Consider the following 19659-nt stretch of genomic DNA (forward strand, 5'->3'; position numbering starts at 1 on the left):
CGCTGATGTCAGGCGCCGGGCTCCAGCAGGGTGTACATGACCGAACGCTGCTGCTTGTGACGCCGGATGCGGCCCTTGGCGACCAGCGACTCAAGGGTGTTGCGCACCACCTGCGGGGTGGGGGCGCGGTCCGGGTGCTTCGCCATCAGCTCGTCCCGCAGCTCCTTCGCCGACTGCGGCTCGTCGTGGTGGCCGAGCAGATCCGTGAGCAGGTCACCGAGCAGAGGCTGACGCGACTTCCCCTTCGCGCCCGCCTGCGCCGCGCCGCCCGCGGTGGCGGTCCTGGCCGGTGCCGGCCGCCGTGAGCCGCCTCCGCCCGGGGCGCGCTTCGCCTTCCCGACGGCCGGCTCGTCCTGCAACTGCTCCGGCAGACGCGACGCGTCCGCGAAGCCCTCGTACCGCTCGGCGAGGTTCAAGATGTCGGCCAGGAGTGCCTCCTCCTGCTTCAACACTTCGATCTTCGACGCCAGCTCCTGCTGCCGTCGGCGGTTCTCCTCCAGGTCCGATGCGGCTTGTTCCACGTACCGCGATCGGAGTGTGGCGGCTGACTGTGTGGTCACGACCATTCACTCCTCGATATGGATGACGTGTGCATGGTACCCACGCAGGGGGTCCCGTGCCGGAAAGTGTCGACGCCGGACGGTTCGCCGGGCATGTTCACTGTTCACGATAAGTGCTGATGTGCACTCGCGGGGAAAGTGATGCCGACGTTTCCTACCCACATGAGCCGTCTTCCGAACGGAATACCTGGTAGATGTGCCGACCCGTGCGCGGTAACACATCTCACGTCGATGGGGCAGCCTTCCAGGGCCGATGGGGCAGGGCCCGCAGGGCGGCCCGCGCTTCGTCGCCCAGCGATATGTGTGCCAGGATGCATGTGACCGGGTGGCAGACGGATGAACTCCGTGCGGGGCTGCTCCGTTCATCCTCATGACAGGCTTCCGGCCGCCGGGCGACCGCTCGCCCTCACGAGGCGACGAGCTGGTGAGAGGAGGAGCCCCTTGCACGTTCTCATCCCCGACGATCCCGTCTTCTTCGCGAAGTTCGAGAGCCTTGAGGAACCCCTTCTCCGGCACCTCCACCGACTGCACAGCGAGGGCCTGCGGACCGACGACGAGGACGTCATCTCGGACGCCTACGACAGCTGGGTGCACGTACTGGTGCAACTTCCGCTGTGGTTCGAGTGGTACGCCGCGAGCCAGTCCGCCGGCGCCGCACAGGGCGGCCGGGTGCAGGTCAGGTACGCGCTGTACGGTCCGGGCGGCGACCAGCTGACGAGCCTGTACCCGGTGGAGGTCACGGCGAGTGACCTCGGCAATCTGCTCGCCTGTCTGGAGCTGTTCACGTCCACCGGGACACCCGCTGCCCCATCAGGGCGGGAGCCGGTCCTCCCCGACGGTCTCCGGCGCGTCCTGGAGGTCCTGCTGCTGACGCCGTCGGACGGCCTGCTCAGCACCCTGCGGCGGGCGGTGGGCCCCGAGCCGGTCGTCTCGGTGACGCTGTCCGCCGAGCAGGAGACGGACTACCGGCACTTCTGCGAGAACATCGTCGCCATACTCAGCTCGGGCGACGCGTTCGCCTACCGCAACCACCGCGCCCTGTACTTCTGACGGGGAGCGCGGCTTCCGTCCGTCACGCGGGGTCCGCGAGCCATGTGTATCCACCAGGTGTGCCGTTGGCGACGCAGGTGTCGCGCGTTCCGTGCGGGCCGGCAACCGTGAAGGGTGTTCATGCGTGTGGAAGGGTGCGGGGCCACCTTCGGGGACGGGAGTGAGATGAGCACGGCGGGGAGGGCCGACGCGACCTTCGAGGAGTTCGTGACGGCACGCGGACCCAGACTTCTGCGGGTCGCCTGGCTCCTGACGGGTGACGCACACCTCGCGGAGGACCTGTTGCAGACGGTGCTGGCGAAGGTGTGGCCCAAGTGGCGCAGGATCGGCGCGGAGAACCCGGAGGCGTACGTACGCAAGGCCCTGGTCAACACCCACCTGTCCTGGTGGCAGCGGCGCTGGCGGGGCGAGATCCCGCACGCACACGAGCGGATGCCCGAGAGCGCGGGGACCGGTGACCCGTTCGACGCCGTGGACCTGGAGCAGTCACTCGCCCTGGTCGTCCGGCGGCTGCCCGCCCGGCAGCGGGCGGTGGTGGTCCTGCGGTACTTCGAGGAACTGAGCGTGGAGGAGACCGCGCAGGTGCTGGGCTGTCACCCCGGCACGGTGAAGAGCCAGGCGGCCAAGGCGCTGAGGACACTGCGGGCGGAACTCGAGACCGTGCCCGGGGTATGGAAGGGGATCAGTCATGGCCGCCGAGCCGGATGAGGAGCAGTGGAACGAGGTGGAGCGCGCGGTCCGCAGCCTCCTGGAGGCTGCGGTTCCGGCGCCCGGCCCCGCGTCCGGGCGGATGGCCGGTATCCGGCGGAAGGCGCGGCGCCGGCGCCGACTCAGGGCGGCGGCGTTCGCGGCCGCCCTGACCGCCGTCGCCGGTCTCGCCCTCGTACTGCCGGGACTGCGCGACGCGGGTCCGCCGCACGGGACGGCGTCGACGGCGTCCCCCGTGTCGTCACCGGTCGCCCCCGTACGCGGCCCCGCCGTATCGGTGCGCCTGCTCGGGCCGGAGCGGGCGGTCGACGTCACTCTGCCGCGAGGGTGGTACGCCCTGTCCGTCGACGACGCCCGCGGAGGACCGGTGGCGTTCCTCGCGTCCCAGCCGCTGTCCCCGCCCGCCCGCGGCGCGTGTGTGAGCGACACGCGGGACGCCGTGGGCACCTGCCGGCCGCTCACGCGGCTGGCCGATGGGGAGGTGCTCATCGTCCTGCGGCCGGCCGGTGAGAGGGAGGAGTCGGCGGGCATGACCGCGGCGCCCGTGACACCTTCGGCGGACGGCTGCGAAAGCGTGGGAGCGCAGGGCCGGTCGCGGCTGTGGAAGGCGGGCCGTCCCGGGTCCGCCGATGTCGTCGCCCTGGAGATGTCCGAGTGCTCGCGCATCCCGGTCGCCACGGTGACGAGCGACGCCATGGCCGACCTGCTGAACAGCGTCAGACCGGCCGGCACTTGACCCACGTGCCCGCGCCGCGCGAACGGCTCCCGGCGGGGCGTCCGCCGCGCACCGGGGGCACGGGGCAGGACGTCGCGCCGGACCCGACGTGCGGCCGGCCCCGCGCGTCCGCTCCGCGCAGTGCCCGCCGGTCCGCCCCCGGCCCCCGGCCGCGTCGCACAGCGAGGGTCCACTGCTCCCGAGAAGCGGCCCTGCCGGGGTGCCTGTGGGGCAGGTTTGCTGGGGTCCCTGGGGCGCGTGGGGCAGGTTCGCTGGGGCCCCTGTGGGGCGTGCCCCCGCCGGAGTCCCGTCGAGCGTGCCCCGCCGGGGCCCCGTGGAGTATGCCTCCGTCGGGCTCCCGAGGAGCAGCCCTGCTGGGGCCCTGTGGGGCGTGACCCCGCCGGAGTTCCGTCGAGCGTGCCCCGCCGGTGCCTTCGTGGAGCGTGCCCCTGCCGGGGCCCCGTGGAGTATGCCTTCGTCGGGCTCCCGAGGAGCAGCCCTGCTGGGGCCCTGTGGGGCGTGGCCTCGCCGGAGTTCCGTTGAGCGTGCCCCGCCGGTGCCTTCGTGGAGCGTGCCCCTGCCGGGGCCCCGTGGAGTATGCCTTCGTCGGGCTCCCGAGGAGCAGCCTGCTGGGGCCCCTGTGGGGCGTGGCCTCGCCGGAGTTCCGTTGAGCGTGCCCCGCCGGGCCTCCGTGGAGCATGCCTCCGTCGGGCCCCCGAGGAGCAGCCCCGCTGGAGTCTCCGTGGGGCGTGCCCCCCGCCGAAGTTCCGTTGAGCGTGCCCCTGCCGGGGCCCCGTGGAGTATGCCTCCGCCGGGCCCCCGCGGAGCATCCTCGCTGGAGTCCGCGTGGAGCGTGGCCCCCGCCGCAGTCCCCGTCGAGTGCGCCCCGCCAGGGTGCCCGTGAGCAGCCTTGCCGGCGTCCCCGTCGAGTGCGCCCCGCTGGGGGCCCCGCGGAGCAGCCCCGCCGGGGCCTTCGTCGAGCGTGTCCCCGCTGGGGCACCCGTGGAGTTGGAGCATGCCTCCGTCGGGCCCGCGGAGCAGCCTTGCTGGAGTCTCCGTGGGGCGTGCCCCCCGCCAGAGTCCCGTCGAGCGTGCCCCGCCGGGCCTCCGTGGAGCGTGCCCCCGCCGGGGCCCCCGCGGAGCAGCCCCGCCGGGTCTCCGTCGAGCGTGCCCCCGTCGGGGCCCCGCATGGCATGGCGGGCCGGCGTTACGCGGTGCCGCCCCGCGGTGCCGTCTCGCGGACGAAGGCGAGGACCGCGTCCGTGAACCTTCCGGGTTCCTCGACGTGCCCCATGTGGCCGCTGTCCTCCAGCACCAGCAGCCGCGAGTCGGGGATCAGCTCGTCCAGTTCCAGGCCCCAGCGCACGCCGCAGATCACGTCGTGACGGCCCACGACCACCAGGGCCGGCACCGTCAGTCCCTTGAGCGCGGCACGGTCGTCGACGACGTCCGGGGTGAGGTCTTCGTCCAGGCCGGAGATGTACGTGGCCCGGATCGCGTCCCGGAAGGGCGCGTACTTCTCCTCGTTCCCCCAGTAGTCGGCGAAGTACGACGGCAGCACACCCCGGGCGACCGCCACGGTGTCCTCGTCACTGGACATGGCGGACATCGCCCCGAACGCGGCCAGCACACCCGGCAGTCCCGGGTGGCCGGCGTGTTTCGCCACGAACGCCTCCACCATGCGGGCCGCCTCCGCGCCGTGCTCGGGCCCCGTGACGGGAGCGCCCTCGTAGAGCACGACACCGGCCAGCTGCCCGGACCGGTGCAGGGCGTGGTAGGCCGCCACGAAGGCGCCGTGCGAGTGCCCCAGCAGGTGCACCCGGGACACCCCCAGCCGGTTGATCAGCGTCTCGAGGAAGCTGCTGTAGCGCTCCCGGGTGTACCCGTGCGGGTGCGAGGGCAGACGGCTGTCCTCGGCGGTGCCGACGGGCTCGACGTACACCATGGTCAGGTGCTCCTCGAGGGCGGGCATCCGCATGTACTCCCAGTGGATGCCGGGCCCGCCCGAGTGGGCCACGCACACCGGACCGGCGCCGTGGACGTGGTAACGCTGCACCAGTCCGGCCAGCCGGTAGGTGTGGGTGCCGGGGGAGAGCGGGTCGGTGTCGGGGGTCGAGCCGTCGTGGTGCGTGTGGAACGCGGTCATCGGGGCCTCCATGAGCCGTGTGGACGCGGGTTGCACCGACACGACACCGCCGGAACCGGAAAGTTGGATCCGAACGAGGTGACCTGCGTCACACCTCTCGGGGAGGTGTGGGCTCAGGCCGTCACGGGCTCGGGGAGCGCCTCGGGGTGGGGGCTGTGGTACAGGGAGACCCGGTCGACGCGGCCCGCGTCCAGCGTCATGATCCAGGCGACGCCCGGCGGGCAGTGGTCCGGGTCGTCCGCCGGGCTGATCAGCTCCATCTCCCACACGACGAGGGACCGGCCGGCCACGATGTGACGGGGCCGCTGGCGCACCCCCGCCGAGAGGTCGAGGTCCATGCCCGACAGCAGCAGGTCGGCACCGCCGAGCCGTTCCCCGCCGACCAGCAGCGAGACCCCGGGGGAGTAGCGGTCCCTGACCACCTTGCCGAACTCGCCGCGCTCGGCGGCCGCCAGCGTGTCGTGTGCCTCCCGCCAGCTCTCCGCCGTACGGCGCAGCACGTCCTCGTGCCCGGAGTCCGCCGTGTCCGCGAGGGTCCGGGCCAGTGCGGCGCGCGCCTGGTGCAGGCGGCTGCGCACGGTGCGCACCGGCACCGCGCAGGCCTCGGCGATCTGCTGGTAGGAGGTGATCCCGGTGGAGAAGTAGCGCAGCACCACCGGCAGCCGCAGGGTCGGGGACAGCGACTCGACCGCCTCCCAGATCCAGTCCCGCAGCGCGTGGCTCTCCAGCACCTGCTCGGGAGTCCCGCCGTCCTGCGGCAGCGGCAGCTCGTCCAGGGGTTCCGTCCGCCGGGAGTCCCGCAGCAGGCCGCGGCAGTGGTTGCGTACGACCATGCGCAGCCACGGTCCCACCGCTTCGGGATCGCGTACGTCCACGATCCGCCGCAGCGCCACCAGCGCCGCCTCCTGCAGGACGTCGTCCACGTCCGGGCCCGGCCCCAGCAGGCTGAGTGCCACCGCGCGCATCCTCGGCCGGTGCCGCTCCAGCAGCAGCGCCAGGGCCGACACGTCGCCCGCCTGGGCGGCCCGGGTCAGGGCGGCGTCCTCCCACGTCCCGGTACTCTCCTGCGACCCGCCCATACCCGTCCTTCACACCGAGACACTGACACTTCTCCCGACTCTAACGCCCCGAAGAACAGGTGTCTCAGTGGGTCCGCGGCCCGCGGCACCCACCCGGCTCACGCGCGTCCTTGCCCGCAGCGACATGTGTGACGACAGGGTCAGACGTCGCCCGGTCGCCGCGTGGCGTGCGAAGGGGCTGGTCCTGTGACACGCCCGGGGAGCCGACGACGCTCCCGGGGACGGACGGGGGTGGAGCGGCCGCCCCCACGTCAGGGAAGAACGTGTGGACGGCCGCTCCCTTCCTGCGGCCGGGCCAGCCGATGAACACACCGGCCGCAGGAGTCCTCCTCTGGATCAACGGGCCGGAAACCGGCGCGGGTTCACGGATCGGCCGACTAAAATTCGCCCGGAGCGCTCCCCTCCCGTCGCTCTTGACCGTTGCCGGGTGTGCCCGGCCGTCGGCCGGCGCGCTGTCCCTGATCCCCGTGGTGACCGGAGTACCGGATGACGAACGACCCGACGACGGCGCCCGGCCGGAGCCCCCGCCCGGACGCCGGCAGGCTGCGGCGGCACGTGGAGTTCCTGGCCGCGGGCCCGCGCAGCCGGCGCCGGGCGCCGGACATGATGGAACGTGCCGAGGCGTACGTGCACGCCGAACTGACCGCGGCGGGCTGGCTGGTGCGGCGGCAGCCGTTCGACGTGCGCTGGCAGGCCGGCGCCACCGACCGGCACGGACACCGGGCCCTCGCCCTCAAGCCCCGGCTCCACCGGCGGCTGCGCGGCGCGAACCTCATCGCCGAGCTGCCCGGTCGCGGTGCCGGGCCGGCCGTGGTGATCGGTGCGCACCTGGACAGCGTCAGCGGCAGCCCGGGCGCCGACGACAACGCCTCGGGGGTCGCGGTGGTCCTGGAGACGGCACGCCTGCTGGCCGCGTCGCCCGTCGCCCCGCGCGTCGTCCTGGCCGTGTTCGACATGGAGGAGCTGGGTCTCATCGGCTCCCGCCAGGCCGCCCGGGAACTGGTCGGCGACGGCGGTGTGCGCGGGATGATCTGTCTGGAGTCGGTCGGCTACTTCGCCGACGACCCGGGGACGCAGCGTCTGCCCGCCGGCTTCGGGCGCGTCTTCCCCGAAGCGTCCGCCGCGACCCGTGACGAGGGCTACCGGGGCGACTTCACCCTGGTGGTGCACCGCCGTTCCTCGGCCGCCGCGGCCGAGGTGTGGAAGCGGGCCGCCGCGGCGGCCTCGCCGTCCGTCAGCGGCCTGCTGCTGCGCGACCCGCGTCCCGACGGGCTGCTCGGGCTGCTGATCGGACTCGCCGTGCCTCCGGCCAACCACCTGGGGCGCAGCGATCACGCGCCGTTCTGGAACCGGGGCGTTCCCGCGCTCATGCTCACGGACACCGCGAACTTCCGGAACCCCCACTACCACCGGGGCACGGACGTGCCGGAGACGCTCGACTACGACCGGCTCGCCACCGTCACCGAGGCCACCGCGGTGACGGCCGTGTCGTGGGCGTCACCGTGACCCGCGTCCCTGGAACGGGTCCGCGGTTCCCCCTCACACGCTCTGCTCGTCGCGGAGCTTGCCCAGGGCGTCGCGCAGGGCGGCCCGGGAGCTGATGCCCAGCTTGGGGAAGACCCGGTAGAGGTGGGAGCTGACCGTGCGCGGTGACAGGTGCATCCGCTGGCCGATCTCCTTGTTGGTCAGGCCGCCGGCGGCGAGGTCGGCGATCCGGCGTTCCTGCCAGGTCAGTGCGGCGAGGTGGGCGGCGGAGGGGTGGGCGGGGGTGCCGGTGGTCCGCAGTTCGGCACGGGCCCGTTCGGTCCACGTGGTCGCGCCGAGGCGTTCGAACGCCTCCGCCGCCAGGGTCAGGGGCGGACGTGCGGCCTTGCGTCCCTGGGCGTGGCGCAGCCGGATGCCGCGGGCGAGGCGGATCCGGGCCAGCTCGAAGGGGAAGCGGGTTCCGGCGGGCTGGTTCTCGGCCCGGTCGTAGAACTGTTCGGCCTCGGCGGGATCGACGGCGGTCATGGCGAGGGCGCCGTAGGTGACGAGGGCCAGGCGGGGTGAGATCTCGGGCAGCCGCGCCCGCTGGGCGGCCAGGGCGTGCCCGCGGGCCTGCTCGGAGCGGCCGGTGTGCAGGGCGGCCTCGACGAGGTCGAGCAGGGTACGGGACGCCTGGTGGGAGTAGGGCTCGAAGGCGCCGGGGGGTGTGATGCCGATGGCGTGGAGGTAGGCGGCTTCGTAGTCGCCCTCGCTGAGGGCGGCGGTGGTGCCGATGGCGTCGGCGATCTGGGTGAGGAAGCCGATGCCCCGGGGGCGGGCCCAGGCGTCGACGGCGGCCTGGAGCTCCCGCGCCCGCTCCACCTCGCCGCGCATCGCCGCCAGCAGCCCCAGGTACGCCTTGCTGTGATGGGCGAACAACGTGTGCTGCTGGGATGTCATCAGCTCCAGCCCGCGCTGCCCGGTGCGCTCGGCCTCGTCCCACTCGCCGACGGCGATCTGGTCCAGCATGATCAGGTGCAGCATGGTCATGCCGGAGACCTGGGCCCCGGTCTCCAGCTCGCGGTCGACGATGCGCTGGAGGTGCGGCCGGTACTGGCTGAGCGTGTCCACGTGGTAGGCGGCGACCGACAGCCTGCTGATGTCCCAGGGATCCAGCGTGCCGAGGTCAGCGAAGGCCCGCTCCACCCGCTCGTGCACGCCCGCTCCCCTGCGCACCACGTCGCCCCAGGCGTCCTGGTAGAGGCGCGAATGCGGGGACACCAGGTCGCCCAGCGAGTCGATGAGCCGGTGCGCCCGCTCCCAGGACGCCGCGTCGCTCGCGTACTGGTTGATGGCCAGCAGCAGGTTCACCAGCCGGGTCAGGACCTCGGCCGGCTCGGTCGCACCGCTGTCACGGACGCCCTCGATCGCCGCGAGCACCTGGTGCTGGGAGGAGCGGACGTCCCCGTCTTCGTAGAGCGCGACGTAGGCCGATGCCACCACCGAGGCGGGAGTATCGATTCTTCCCGCGGTCGAGCCGGAGCCGACGAGCTGCTGGGCCTGGTCGAGCCGGCCGGCGTGCCCGGCGATGAACGCGGCGTCGCCGAGTCTGCGGGAGCGCTCCTCGTGGTTCTCGCTCAGCTCCGCCGCCCGGGTCAGCCAGGCGACGGCGGCCCGCGCGCCGCCCCGTCGGGTGGCCGACTCGGCGGCCGTCTCCAGCGCGGCGGCGACCTCCTCGTCCGGGTCGACCGCCGAGGCCCCGAGGTGGTACGCGCGCCGTTCCACGTCGGCGCGGTGCACCTCCGCCAGGGACGCGTGCGCCGCCCGCCGCTCGTTCGGGGTGGCGATCTGCACGGCGGTCGACCGGACCAGGGGGTGCCGGAACACGAAGTCGCCGTTGAGCGGGTCGATGTCCAGCAGACCGCAGGCCGCGGCCTCGTCGGCGTCCCTCATGCGGTAGCGCGCGCCACGGGCACCGCCGGCCGTGGTGCCCGCCGCGACACCGTCCAGGGCGCCGCGCAGCAGCTCCGCCCGTACGGCGTCCCCGAGACCCTCGATACGTGCGCCGTAGACGTGCTGGAGCCGCAGGGGCAGCGGGACGCCGGTGTAGCCGAACGACTCCCCGGAGCCGTGGGCGGAGAGGTTGCCGCGCACATAGGGCGGCAGCTCCAGCAGGGCGAGCGGGTTGCCCTGGGCCTCGTCGAGGACCAGCCGGCGCAGTTGGGGGTCCAGGCCCGGGTGGCGCATGTCCAGCAGCTGCTCGGAGGCCTTCTCCGACAGCGTGGTCACCGGCACAGCGGGCAGCGCTGCGGTGTCGAAGCCGGAGGCGAGGTCGGAGCGCAGGCCGACCGCGAGCTTCACCGAGCTGCCGGTGAGCCGGCGGCCCACGAACCCGCACACCTCGATGCTGGAGGCGTCCAGCCACTGGCCGTCGTCCAGCACCAGCAGGAGCGGCTTCTGCGACGCCGCGAGCGAGAGCAGGTCGAGGACGGCGATGCCGAGGGTCATGACCGAGGGGGGCGGCCCCTCGCTCCGGCCGAAGACGACGTCGAAGACCCCTCGGTGGCCGATGTCGAGCCGGTCGATGTAGGACAGCAGCGGGTACAGGAACTGGTGCAGGCCGGCGAAGGGCAGCTCCGACTCGGCCTCGACCCCGGCGGCCCGGATCACGCGGTGTTTCTCGGCCGCGGCGAGGTCGGCGACGTAGTCCAGCAGGGCGCTCTTGCCGACACCCGTGTCGCCCCGCAGGACGAGGGCCCGCCCCTCGGGGGCGGCCACGAAGGCGGAGAGCACCTCCTGCTCGTGTTCGCGGCCGACTATCGCTCCGATGCTCGGTTCCACCGTCCCCCACTCCCTCCAGCGCTGACCTCACACCCAGTGCGGATCGGCCCACCTGTGCGCACGGGTGCTCCGGGCGCAGTGCGAGGCTACGCCGCCGCCTCCGCTCCGTCGCGGCGACGGCCGCCCGGCCGGTACCGCACCGGCCGCCACCTTGCCACCCCATTCGGAACAGCAGCCTAAATGACCATGGGGTTTCCGTCACGCGGTATGGCCGAAATGTTTCTTGTGCTCCCTCTGTGCGGGTGACTGCCGGCAGCGGGCGGACGAGCGGTTCCGGGCACGGGTGTGCGCGTTCGCCGAGTGACATGTGGTGTGAGCCGGGAGGCGACGCGACCCGGCGGCGGGGCGGTGGCGAGAGCAAGTCCTCCGCCCAGGGTGTCCAGGAGGAGAGCGGTGGTCCGGCCGGCAGCCGCTGCACGGCGAGCGCCCCGGCCGCGTCCTCGCCGATGACCGGTTCACGTGTGCGTGTGAGTGAGGTGGGCGGCCCCGGCAAGGACCGATTCCGTCGACATGTGAGACGGGCCCCGCCGGAGTGAACGATGAGGTGTGTCCGACTCGTTCCGGTGACGTCAGGGTGTGTCCCTGTGCGTTCCGCCTGCTGGGACACGGATGGTCTCCGCGGGACGCTCCGCATGTGCGCAGTGAGGTGTGATCAGCGTGGCGAGTGTCAATTTCCGGCCGGAAGACCTGGCGGACCTGCGTGGGTCCGTGCGCGGCCCCGTTCTGGAGCCGGGAGCCGAGGGCTACGAGGAGGAGTGCGCCACGTTCAACCTGACCTGCGCCCTCCGTCCGGCCGTGGTGGTCGGGGCGGCCGACGCCTCCGACGTGCGGGCCGCGGTCCGGTTCGCCGGACGGCACGGCCTGCCCGTCGCGGTGAAGTCCGCGGCCCACCAGGTGGTCTCGTCGGCCGAGGGCGGCCTGCTGATCACGACGCGGCGGATGCGGGGCATCGTCGTCGACGAGCGGGAACGCCTCGTGCGGGTCGAGGCGGGTGTCCGGTGGGACGACGTGCTGCCGCGCACCGCCGAGCACGGCCTGGCCCCCCTCGTCGGCTCGGCGCCCGGCGTCGGCGTCGTCGGCTACACCCTGGGCGGCGGCCAGAGCCCGCTGCTGGGGCGGAGCCTGGGCTACGCGGCCGACCACGTCCGCCGGCTGACCATGGTCACCGCGGACGGGGAGCTGCGCGAGGTGACCCCGGTGAGCGAACCCGACCTGTTCTGGGCCGTGCGCGGCGGCAAGGGCAACTTCGGTGTGGTGACCGAGATCGAGTTCGAGGTGTTCCCGGTCTCCCGCTTCTACGGCGGCTGCATCTACTTCCCCGGTGAGCACCTGGCGCAGGTGCTCACCGCCTGGCGCGCCTGGCTGCCCACGGTGGGGGAGGACATGACCTCCTCCGTGGCCGTCCAGCGACTGCCCGACATCCCGGTGCTGCCCGAACCGCTGCGCGGCGCCTTCGTCGTCAGCCTGCGGATCGGCTACCTGGGCCCGGCCGCCGACGGCGCCGACCTGATCGCGCCGCTGCGCGCGGCCGCGCCGGCGCTGATCGACCTGGTGGGGGAGAAGCCCTACTCGGCCATCGGGGAGATCCACATGGACCCGGTGGACCCGATCCCGTACTGCGACCGCAGTGTCTGCCTGGACGAGTTCACCGAGGAAACGGAACGGGCACTGCTGGAGCTGGTCGGCGCGGAGTCGGGGTGCACGCTGGCGAACGTGGAGATCCGGGCGCTCGGCGGTGCCTTCGACCGGGAGCCGGCCGTCCTCAACGCGGTGTCGAGCCGTGGCCTGCCGTACGTGCTCTTCGCCTTCGCGGTGGGGGCGCCGGGCCATGAGGACGCGCTGCGGGCCGACCTCGCCAAGCTGGTCGACGGGCTGCGGCCGTGGGCGGCGCGGCGGAACATGGTGAACTTCCTCTCCCCGGACGAGGCGACCGACGCCGAGGGGGTGCGCGAGGCGTACGGGCCGGAGCGGTTCGAGCGGCTCACCGCGGTGAAGAAGCAGTACGACCCGGACAACGTCTTCCGCTTCAACCACAACGTCCTCCCCGCCTGATCCCGGCGTGCCGCAGGCGCCCTTCACCGGCCGTCCGGGCCGACCGGCGGCCGGTGCCGGCCCGGCCGGGTGAACCGGGGGCTCCCTCGCCTACGTGTGGAAGATGATCAGGACATGTGTGAAGCACACCTGTCCCCGCGTCCACCCGGGAAGTAGGACCCATGTCCGCTCCGCAGCCGACACCCGCCCCCCTCACCCGGCTGGTGGAGGAACTCCTCCAGCACGGCGGCCCGTTGCCCATCGTGGCCGCCGGTGACCCGGTGCTGCGCCGGACCGCCGAACCGTACGACGGCCAGCTCGACGACGCGCTGCTCGACCGGTTCACGGCCGCGCTGCGCGAGACCATGCTCGCGGCTCCGGGGGTCGGACTGGCCGCGCCCCAGGTCGGCGTCCCGTTGAGGATCGCGGTGCTGGAGGACGGGGCGCGCGGGCCGAGGGAAGCCCTGGAGGCGCGGGGCCGGACCCCGCAGCCCTTCCGGGTGCTGGTCAACCCCTCGTACGAACCCGAGGGCGAGGCCAGGGCCGCGTTCTTCGAGGGATGCCTGAGCGTGCCGGGCTGGCAGGCGGTGACCGCCCGGTACGCCCGGGTGCGGCTGCGCGGGCAGGACGAGCGCGGTCGCGCCGTCGACGAGGTGTTCACCGGCTGGCCCGCCCGCATCGTGCAGCACGAGACCGACCACCTGAACGGCACGCTCTACCTGGACGTGGCCGAACCGCGGTCGCTGTCCACCGCCGAGGCCGTCGCGCGGCACTGGTCGCAGCCCACCGCCGAGACGGCCGCCGAGGCGCTGGGATTCGAGCTGCCGTGACCGCCCGTCGGGCAGCGGGCGCACCCGGCCTCCCGACGTCGAGCGGCTGACGGGCGGGGGACGCCCCCCGCGGGCCGGGCGGCGGGCGGCGGCCGGAATATCCGGCGGGCTCCGCGCCGGCGGGACTGCCCGGGGCGCGGTACGTCCGAGGCGGCGGAGAAGAGGAACAGGCGTGACACCGACGGTGCGGCAGCCCGCGTTGAAGAGCAGCAATCCGATCCTGTCCCGCCCGCAGTTCGGGCGCGGGGGCGGGCGCAAGACGGCGGTCCCGGAGGCGGGTGCCGGGCTTCCCGTGGCACCGGAGCGGATCATGCCCGGCACGGATGTGGAAGCGGTGCCCTCGCCCGATCCCGCTCCGCCGCCGCTCGTCGTGGGCGACCTGATGACGATGGACGCTGTCCTGTCCCGGGCGGCGGCCGGGCTCGGGGTCACGACCCTCATGGCCGTCCTGTCGTGGACGCTGCTGCCGCTCGTCCCGGTCGGGGCGGCGGCGTCGTACGGCATCGCCGGCGGCGCCGGACTGCTCGCCGCGGCGCTGGTACTCGTCCAGCGCCGCGGCGACCCGGCCTCCCCGGCCCGGACGCTGACGTTCGCGGCGTCGCAGGGCGTGTTCCTCGGCGTGCTCTCGACGACGGTGTCCGGCCGGCTCTCGCCGGGTGTCTTCGTGCAGACCGTGCTGGGCACGATGGCGGCCGGTGCCGGTGTCCTCCTCGCCCACGCCCTGCACTGGCTACGGGCGCACCGCCGGTTCCACGGCCTCACCGGAGCCGCGCTGCTGGCGGCGGCCCTCCTGGCGTGCGCCGACTGGCTCCTCCTCCCCCTCATCGGCGCACAGGGGCTCGGACTGCGTCCGTGGGGACTCGGCGTGCTGACGGGCGTCGTGGGGGTGACCCTCGGGACGGTCTTCCTGGCGCTGCACCTCGGGCAGGTCGAGAACGGCATCGCCCACGGCACGTCCCGCGACCACTCCTGGACCGCCGCGTTCGGCATCACGCTGACCCTGGCCTGGCTGTACGTGGAGACCGTACGGCTGTTCGCCCCCCTACCGGGAGACGAACCCCACTGGCCGGCGTGAGCGGGAGGGGACGGCGCCGTCCCGGGCTCGCGAGGCCGCGTGCCTCCGGAGGAGTCAGAGCACCGCGTTGTCGGCGGCCCCCGGGAAGTCCGTGCTCAGGGCCAGCTCCCGGCCGGCCTCGAACTCGGCCCGCAGCTGTTCGAGCTTCACGCCGATCCGCCGCTGGGCGTCGCTGCCCAGGACGACCCAGTGGGCCGGCTGCGGGGCGTTGACGGCGTCGTAGACCGCCTCGGCGGCGCGCTCCGGGTCACCGGGGAACATGTCCGGCGTGAGGCTGCCCATCATCGCGCGGAATGCGCCGGCCGTGGCGGCGTAGTCCTCGATGCTCTCGCCGGACACCTTCGTCCGGTTCTCGATGCCGGTGCGGAACGAGCCCGGCTGGATGATCATCGCGTGCAGGCCGATCGGCTCGATCTCCTGCCACAGGGCCTCCGTGAAGCCCTCCAGCGCGAACTTGCTCGCGGAGTAGTAGCCGTTGGCGGGCAGGCTCGCGAGGCCGTCCATGGAGGAGACGTTGACGACGGTGCCGCTGCCCCGGCCGCGCATCCCGGGCAGGACCGCCCGGGTGAGGGCCACCGCGCCGAAGAAGTTGACCTCGAACAGCCTGCGGTAGTCGCTCTCGTCCTGCTCCTCCAGGGCGCCGACGAAATCGATCGCGGCGTTGTTGACGAGGACGTCGATGCCGCCGAAGCGCTCCTCGGCGGCACGGACCGCGGCTGCGCGGTCGGCGGCCTCGGTGACGTCCAGCTTGGCCGCCAACGCGGTCTCCGGGTAGCGCGCGGCCAGTTCGGTGGTGGCCCGCGTGGAGCTGGCGGTCGCCACCACCTGGTCGCCGCGGTCCAGCACGTGTTCGGCCAGGGCCTTGCCCAGGCCGCTGGACGCGCCGGTGATGAGCCAGGTCTTGCGAGACATGGGTGATCTCCTTGGTAGGGGTGGGAAAAGGTGCCGTGGGGAGGAGGGCGGAGGGGAGGATCGGGGGTGCGGGGGAGACGTCCGGGGGCGTCTCGTCGGCGTGCCTACTCCCCGGCCGGGAAGTCCGCCGCGCGGCTGGCCGCGGCCCACTTGCGGGTCTCCGCGGCGCGGGCCTCACCCGCTTCCATGGCCATGGTCACCGCCTGGGCGCCGAGCAGGAGCCGGCGCGGCGGGTCGTCGTCGCGTACGGCGTCGATGAGCACCTGGGCGGCACGGACCGGGTCGCCGGGCTGGTTGCCGCTGTTCTCCGCCCGGTACTTGTTCATGGCGCCGACCGTCTCCTCGTAGTCGGGCCCCACGGCGTGCAGCTCCATCGAGGAGCCCTGCCAGTCCGTGCGGAAGGCACCCGGTTCCACGATGACGACCTTCACCCCGAACGGCGCGACCTCGCCCGCCAGGACCTCGGAGAAGCCCTCCACGGCGAACTTCGCGCTCTGGTAGGCACCCATGCCCGGAGTGCCGCCGACCCGGCCGCCCAGCGAGGAGAACTGCACGAACGTGCCCGAGCGCTGCGCGCGCAGCACCGGCAGGGCGGCCCGCGTGACGTTGACGACCCCGAAGAAGTTCGCCTCGAACTGGGCGCGGAAGTCGTCCTCCGCCATCTCCTCGATGGGGGCGCTGTTGGCGTACCCGGCGTTGTTCACCACCACGTCCAGGCCGCCGAAGGCGTCGACGCCCGCCCGCACCGCCTCCCGGGCGGCGACGGGGTCGGTGACGTCGAGGGCCACCGCGCGCACCTGCTCGCCGTGGCGGGAGACCAGGTCCGCGAGCTGCTCCGGACGCCGCGCCGTCGCCACCAGCCGGTCGCCGGCCGCCAGAACCGCCTCCGCCAGTGCGCGCCCGAACCCCCGGGACGCGCCCGTGATCAGCCATGTGCTCACCATGTTGTACCTCTGTCCGTTCTGCAGACGACGTGACTGTGCGAGTAGGGCATCCCGGGGCGAGGCGTGCGAGACCGCACAAGACGCCGGCACAGGGGGCGTCTCGCCCGACATACGTATCAACGGGACGTTTCCCAGTCTGGTCCCGCGGTCCGCGACGGACGACCGTCGTTTGACTGTCCGCCCCGGCGGCGGGGACGGTCCCGGGTACGCCTAAGTCACGGGCCCGGCCGCCGTCCGGCGGGGCGAGGCTCCGGCGGGGAAAACACACATGCCCGGGCCCGCGCCGTCGACGGCGCGGGCCCGGGCACTTCGCGGGTTGCGGGTTCGTTACGCGGGGACCACCCGGTAGCTCAGCATCGGGCGGGGAAGGTCGGTCTGGGTCAGCGTGCCGCTGCGCCATGCCGTGGCGCCGCCGCAGCCGGCCGAGGTGTACAGCTCCACGGAGGCCGAGCCGTTGGCTATCTGGATCGACCGCGCCGCCTGGGACAGCGTGTGGCACGTCCCGAGGTCGCCGAGGTCGACCTTCGTCACCGATCCCGTCCCGGTGGTGCCCGAGTAGAGGTAGGCGCCTTCCTGCAGCGGAGGCCAGCCGGCGGCGTTCGCCGCGCCGGCACCGAGGCCGATCAGGGCCGCCGCCATGCCTGCGGCGACGGCAGTGCTCCGTAGCTTCAGCTGCGTCCTCATGGTGGACATGCGATCCTCCCATTCCTCGTGCGCCGGAGCCGTGGCGGCCTCGGCGCCCCCGTTCGGTCGAATGCGGCCGGACCGGTCCGGTCGAACGCGGCCGGCCCCCAGATCCTTGCACATTCAAACATGTAGGCGAGAGTGCGGATTCGGTCATCCGCACATGTGTGGCTGATAGCCTGCCCGCAGCGGGCGGCCCCGCGTGCCGAACTGGCATCCGGCGATCGGCAGTTGACCACCACCCGTCATCGACACGTGTTCCCCGACCCACGTCTGCCCACCGGAAGAGAAGAACCGTGACAGTTCTCGACGCGGCCCCTCTGGACGTCCTGGACGCCTATCGGACCTGCGAGTTCGCCACTCTCGGACGCGACGGCACCCCAGCCGCCTGGCCGACGGCCGCACGCCGGAACGAGAACGGCACCCTGCTGCTGACCACCTCCCTCGCCTTCGCGCAGAAGGCGCTGAACATCCGCCGCGACGGACGCGTCGGCCTGCTCTTCTCCGACCCCATGGGCAGCGGCCTCACCGACGCGCCGCAGATCTTCGTGGGCGGCAGGGCGGAATGCCCCGACGAGATCATGACGGGCCCCGAAGGCGCCGAGGACTACTGGCGGATGCTCTTCGAACGGCAGCCGCACAGCCGGTCGTACGTCTCCGCCCCCGCGCGGTGGACGATGGACTGGTACTACCTGCGACTGCTGATCACGGTGACGCCCGAGCAGGTCGCCGTCCGGCCTCCGCTCACCGTGCCCGGGCCGCGCGAGAGCCGGCCGGACGCCGGCCCGGGCCCGCTGCCGGGAGCCGAGCAGCTGTCCCGTTACGCCAGCGCCGTGCTGGCGGCCCGCGACGCGTCCGGAGCGCCCGTGCTCGCCCGTACCCGGCCGGCGCCCGCCGACGGCGGCTACGTCGTGGACCTGCCCGCCGACTGCGCCGCGGTGCCCGGACCCGCCTCGCTGCTGGTGCACCGTCACGACGCGCTGCTGAACAACATGCACAACGCGCTGGTCCGCGGCCGGCTGGAGACAGCCGGTGACCGACTGCTGCTGGTGCCGGAGAAGGTCGTGGAACCGATGGGCTCCGGGCGCGCCGGTGACGCCCTGGGCGTGCTGCGCCGTACGAAGCGGGCGACCGACCGCTATCTCGAACGGCGCGCGCTGCCCCGGCCCAAGGTGCGCTGGGACGAGTTCCGCGCCCTGGCCGCCGCCGTTCGCCGGGGGAGCGGCGACTGAGACCGCCGGACCGTCGTGACGGTGTGACCGAACCGCACCGGCACCGACTTCACACCGGTCGCGCGGTCGGTGCCGGCGTCCTGGCAGGCGTAGATCGGGTCGAAGCCGCCGATCCGCACACCCACCGCGCAGCCGAGGAGCACCGCGTCCCGGTACCAGGCGCCGGTCACGGCAGCCGGCCCTTGCTCCACCGAAGGTCGCAAGGTGGCGACAGGTGTGAGGATCGCGTCGGCCCGTCCGCGACTGCTCGTACCAGCCGTGTGTGCCCCCGGGGACACCCGCATGCGACGTGGGTCAGCGCCGTGCCCGCTTCGCACCCGGGACCGTGATCGCTGTAACGTGTGATCGCCGGCCCGCATGCGGCGGGCAGGGGCCCTCACGCGTATGACCTGCCCGCGGTCCGGCGGGCGCGACCCGGGCAGCACCGCACCTGTTCGTGCGAACGCCCACTCCGACCGAGAACCGTCGAGAAACGGGGATGTCCCAGACATGTCGTCATCCGACCAGCGTGGACACGGAGGCCGGCACCGCAAGTCCGCGCCCAAGGGCCGGCTGCTCGCCGGAACCGGCACACGGCTGCCGCTGCCGGTGGTCGCCCTGGTGGCCACCTTCTCCGTCGGTGCCTGCGGCGGCCCGGGCGGGGCCACCGGCGCGACGGCGGCCCAGGGCGGCCAGGGCGCCGTCCGGGTGGACCGGACACCGGACGGGACCCCTACCGCACGGCCGTCCGCCCCGGACGCCACCCCTGTGCGGGCGGCGCAGCACGCCGACGGTGCCCGCGGGGGCCTCGCCGCCCTTCCCGGTCTCGGGCCCGCTACGGCCGCCCGTGTTCCCGCCGACGCACAGCAGGTCGTGCTGGTCACCGGCGAGGGCAAGGATTCCTCCCGCTCCCAGGTGGTGCTGTACCGGAAGACCGCGACCGGCTGGCAGGGCGGCGCCGTCTGGCGGGCCCACAACGCCCTCCACGGCTGGACAAAGGACCACCACCTCGGTGATCTCCGCTCGCCCATCGGCGTGTTCACCCTCAGCGACGCCGGCGGTCTGCTGCCCGACCCGGGCACGAAACTGCCGTACACGCGCTCGGGCGGGTTCACGGCCGGCGGTACCGGCTTCGAGGGCGAATCCCTCGCCGGGTCCTTCGACTACGTCGTCGCCATCGACTACAACCGCGTGACCGGCAGGTCCCCGCTCGACTGGAGCCGCCCGCAGGGCGCCGACAAGGGCGGCGGAATATGGCTGCACGTCGACCACGGCGGCCCGACCCACGCGTGTGTGAGCCTGTCCGAGGCACATATGAGGCAACTGCTGCGCACCCTCGATCCCGCGCTGCATCCGGTGGTCGTCATGGGGGACGCCGCCTCGCTGGCACGGTGACCGCCGCGTCCACC

The 19659-nt window shown here is 73.4% G+C and carries 16 protein-coding genes; 9 read left to right on the forward strand and 7 right to left on the reverse strand.

Annotated features, from left to right (window positions below; genetic code table 11):
* Positions 1 to 8 precede the first annotated feature (8 nt).
* Positions 9 to 560, reverse strand: coding sequence for a hypothetical protein (locus ACZ5DC_RS28650; RefSeq protein WP_468657369.1), 552 nt, complete (start codon positions 558 to 560; stop codon positions 9 to 11).
* Positions 561 to 1001: 441 nt separating this feature from the next.
* On the opposite strand from ACZ5DC_RS28650, the gene ACZ5DC_RS28655 reads away from it, so the two are divergent.
* From ACZ5DC_RS28655 to ACZ5DC_RS28665, 3 genes are all read left to right on the forward strand, one after another.
* Positions 1002 to 1610, forward strand: a complete 609-nt coding sequence (locus tag ACZ5DC_RS28655; protein ID WP_468657371.1) for a hypothetical protein — start codon at positions 1002 to 1004, stop codon at positions 1608 to 1610.
* Between the two features lie 165 nt (positions 1611 to 1775).
* Positions 1776 to 2318, forward strand: coding sequence for a SigE family RNA polymerase sigma factor (locus tag ACZ5DC_RS28660; protein ID WP_468657373.1), 543 nt, complete (start codon positions 1776 to 1778; stop codon positions 2316 to 2318).
* A complete protein-coding gene (locus tag ACZ5DC_RS28665; protein ID WP_468657375.1) occupies positions 2299 to 3054 on the forward strand; it encodes a hypothetical protein in 756 nt (251 codons plus the stop codon). The genes ACZ5DC_RS28660 and ACZ5DC_RS28665 overlap by 20 nt, the downstream gene beginning before the upstream one ends.
* A gap of 1186 nt (positions 3055 to 4240) precedes the next feature.
* Here the strand turns inward: ACZ5DC_RS28665 and ACZ5DC_RS28670 are convergent.
* The gene (locus ACZ5DC_RS28670) at positions 4241 to 5179 is read right to left on the reverse strand and encodes an alpha/beta fold hydrolase (protein ID WP_468657377.1); all 939 of its coding nucleotides are present in this window, start codon (positions 5177 to 5179) and stop codon (positions 4241 to 4243) included.
* 113 nt (positions 5180 to 5292) lie between these two features.
* Complete coding sequence (locus tag ACZ5DC_RS28675) at positions 5293 to 6258, reverse strand: RNA polymerase sigma factor (RefSeq protein ID WP_468657379.1); 966 nt, start codon at positions 6256 to 6258, stop codon at positions 5293 to 5295.
* A gap of 486 nt (positions 6259 to 6744) precedes the next feature.
* On the opposite strand from ACZ5DC_RS28675, the gene ACZ5DC_RS28680 reads away from it, so the two are divergent.
* Positions 6745 to 7764 carry a M28 family peptidase gene (locus tag ACZ5DC_RS28680; RefSeq protein WP_468657381.1) on the forward strand — a complete coding sequence of 340 codons (1020 nt, stop codon included), beginning with the start codon at positions 6745 to 6747 and terminating at the stop codon, positions 7762 to 7764.
* 33 nt (positions 7765 to 7797) lie between these two features.
* Here ACZ5DC_RS28680 and ACZ5DC_RS28685 read toward each other — a convergent pair whose 3' ends face one another.
* Entirely contained in the window at positions 7798 to 10563 is a 2766-nt protein-coding gene (locus ACZ5DC_RS28685) for a helix-turn-helix transcriptional regulator (protein ID WP_468657383.1), read from the reverse strand.
* Between the two features lie 657 nt (positions 10564 to 11220).
* Between ACZ5DC_RS28685 and ACZ5DC_RS28690 the strand changes: the two genes are divergently transcribed.
* From ACZ5DC_RS28690 to ACZ5DC_RS28700, 3 genes are all read left to right on the forward strand, one after another.
* On the forward strand, positions 11221 to 12615 hold the full coding sequence (locus ACZ5DC_RS28690) for an FAD-binding protein (protein ID WP_468657385.1): 1395 nt from the start codon (positions 11221 to 11223) through the stop codon (positions 12613 to 12615).
* A gap of 161 nt (positions 12616 to 12776) precedes the next feature.
* The gene (locus tag ACZ5DC_RS28695) at positions 12777 to 13424 is read left to right on the forward strand and encodes a peptide deformylase (protein ID WP_468657387.1); all 648 of its coding nucleotides are present in this window, start codon (positions 12777 to 12779) and stop codon (positions 13422 to 13424) included.
* A 172-nt stretch (positions 13425 to 13596) separates the two neighbouring features.
* Positions 13597 to 14499: a Bax inhibitor-1/YccA family membrane protein gene (locus ACZ5DC_RS28700; protein ID WP_468657389.1), complete on the forward strand. Its 903-nt coding sequence runs from the start codon at positions 13597 to 13599 to the stop codon at positions 14497 to 14499.
* Positions 14500 to 14553: 54 nt separating this feature from the next.
* Here the strand turns inward: ACZ5DC_RS28700 and ACZ5DC_RS28705 are convergent, their stop codons facing one another.
* The 3 genes from ACZ5DC_RS28705 to ACZ5DC_RS28715 all read right to left on the reverse strand — a co-directional run bounded on the left by ACZ5DC_RS28705 (position 14554) and on the right by ACZ5DC_RS28715 (position 17048).
* Complete coding sequence (locus ACZ5DC_RS28705) at positions 14554 to 15411, reverse strand: oxidoreductase (RefSeq protein ID WP_468657391.1); 858 nt, start codon at positions 15409 to 15411, stop codon at positions 14554 to 14556.
* A 104-nt stretch (positions 15412 to 15515) separates the two neighbouring features.
* The gene (locus tag ACZ5DC_RS28710) at positions 15516 to 16355 is read right to left on the reverse strand and encodes an oxidoreductase (protein WP_468657393.1); all 840 of its coding nucleotides are present in this window, start codon (positions 16353 to 16355) and stop codon (positions 15516 to 15518) included.
* A gap of 327 nt (positions 16356 to 16682) precedes the next feature.
* Positions 16683 to 17048: a hypothetical protein gene (locus tag ACZ5DC_RS28715; protein ID WP_468657395.1), complete on the reverse strand. Its 366-nt coding sequence runs from the start codon at positions 17046 to 17048 to the stop codon at positions 16683 to 16685.
* A gap of 287 nt (positions 17049 to 17335) precedes the next feature.
* Between ACZ5DC_RS28715 and ACZ5DC_RS28720 the strand changes: the two genes are divergently transcribed.
* Positions 17336 to 18271 carry a pyridoxamine 5'-phosphate oxidase family protein gene (locus tag ACZ5DC_RS28720; RefSeq protein ID WP_468657397.1) on the forward strand — a complete coding sequence of 312 codons (936 nt, stop codon included), beginning with the start codon at positions 17336 to 17338 and terminating at the stop codon, positions 18269 to 18271.
* Positions 18272 to 18760: 489 nt separating this feature from the next.
* A complete protein-coding gene (locus ACZ5DC_RS28725; protein ID WP_468657399.1) occupies positions 18761 to 19645 on the forward strand; it encodes a L,D-transpeptidase family protein in 885 nt (294 codons plus the stop codon).
* Positions 19646 to 19659: the final 14 nt, after the last annotated feature.

Source organism: Streptomyces sp. NPDC031445 (genome assembly GCF_055581365.1).

Excerpts from the sequence above, each read along its gene's own strand:
- ACZ5DC_RS28715 (WP_468657395.1), bottom strand. The coding sequence starts at position 17,048 with ATGTCCACCATGAGGACGCAGCTGAAGCTACGGAGCACTGCCGTCGCC.
- ACZ5DC_RS28680 (WP_468657381.1), top strand. The coding sequence starts at position 6,745 with ATGACGAACGACCCGACGACGGCGCCCGGCCGGAGCCCCCGCCCGGAC.
- ACZ5DC_RS28710 (WP_468657393.1), bottom strand. The coding sequence starts at position 16,355 with ATGGTGAGCACATGGCTGATCACGGGCGCGTCCCGGGGGTTCGGGCGC.
- ACZ5DC_RS28705 (WP_468657391.1), bottom strand. The coding sequence starts at position 15,411 with ATGTCTCGCAAGACCTGGCTCATCACCGGCGCGTCCAGCGGCCTGGGC.
- ACZ5DC_RS28660 (WP_468657373.1), top strand. The coding sequence starts at position 1,776 with ATGAGCACGGCGGGGAGGGCCGACGCGACCTTCGAGGAGTTCGTGACG.
- ACZ5DC_RS28665 (WP_468657375.1), top strand. The coding sequence starts at position 2,299 with ATGGCCGCCGAGCCGGATGAGGAGCAGTGGAACGAGGTGGAGCGCGCG.
- ACZ5DC_RS28695 (WP_468657387.1), top strand. The coding sequence starts at position 12,777 with ATGTCCGCTCCGCAGCCGACACCCGCCCCCCTCACCCGGCTGGTGGAG.
- ACZ5DC_RS28725 (WP_468657399.1), top strand. The coding sequence starts at position 18,761 with ATGTCGTCATCCGACCAGCGTGGACACGGAGGCCGGCACCGCAAGTCC.
- ACZ5DC_RS28675 (WP_468657379.1), bottom strand. The coding sequence starts at position 6,258 with ATGGGCGGGTCGCAGGAGAGTACCGGGACGTGGGAGGACGCCGCCCTG.
- ACZ5DC_RS28670 (WP_468657377.1), bottom strand. The coding sequence starts at position 5,179 with ATGACCGCGTTCCACACGCACCACGACGGCTCGACCCCCGACACCGAC.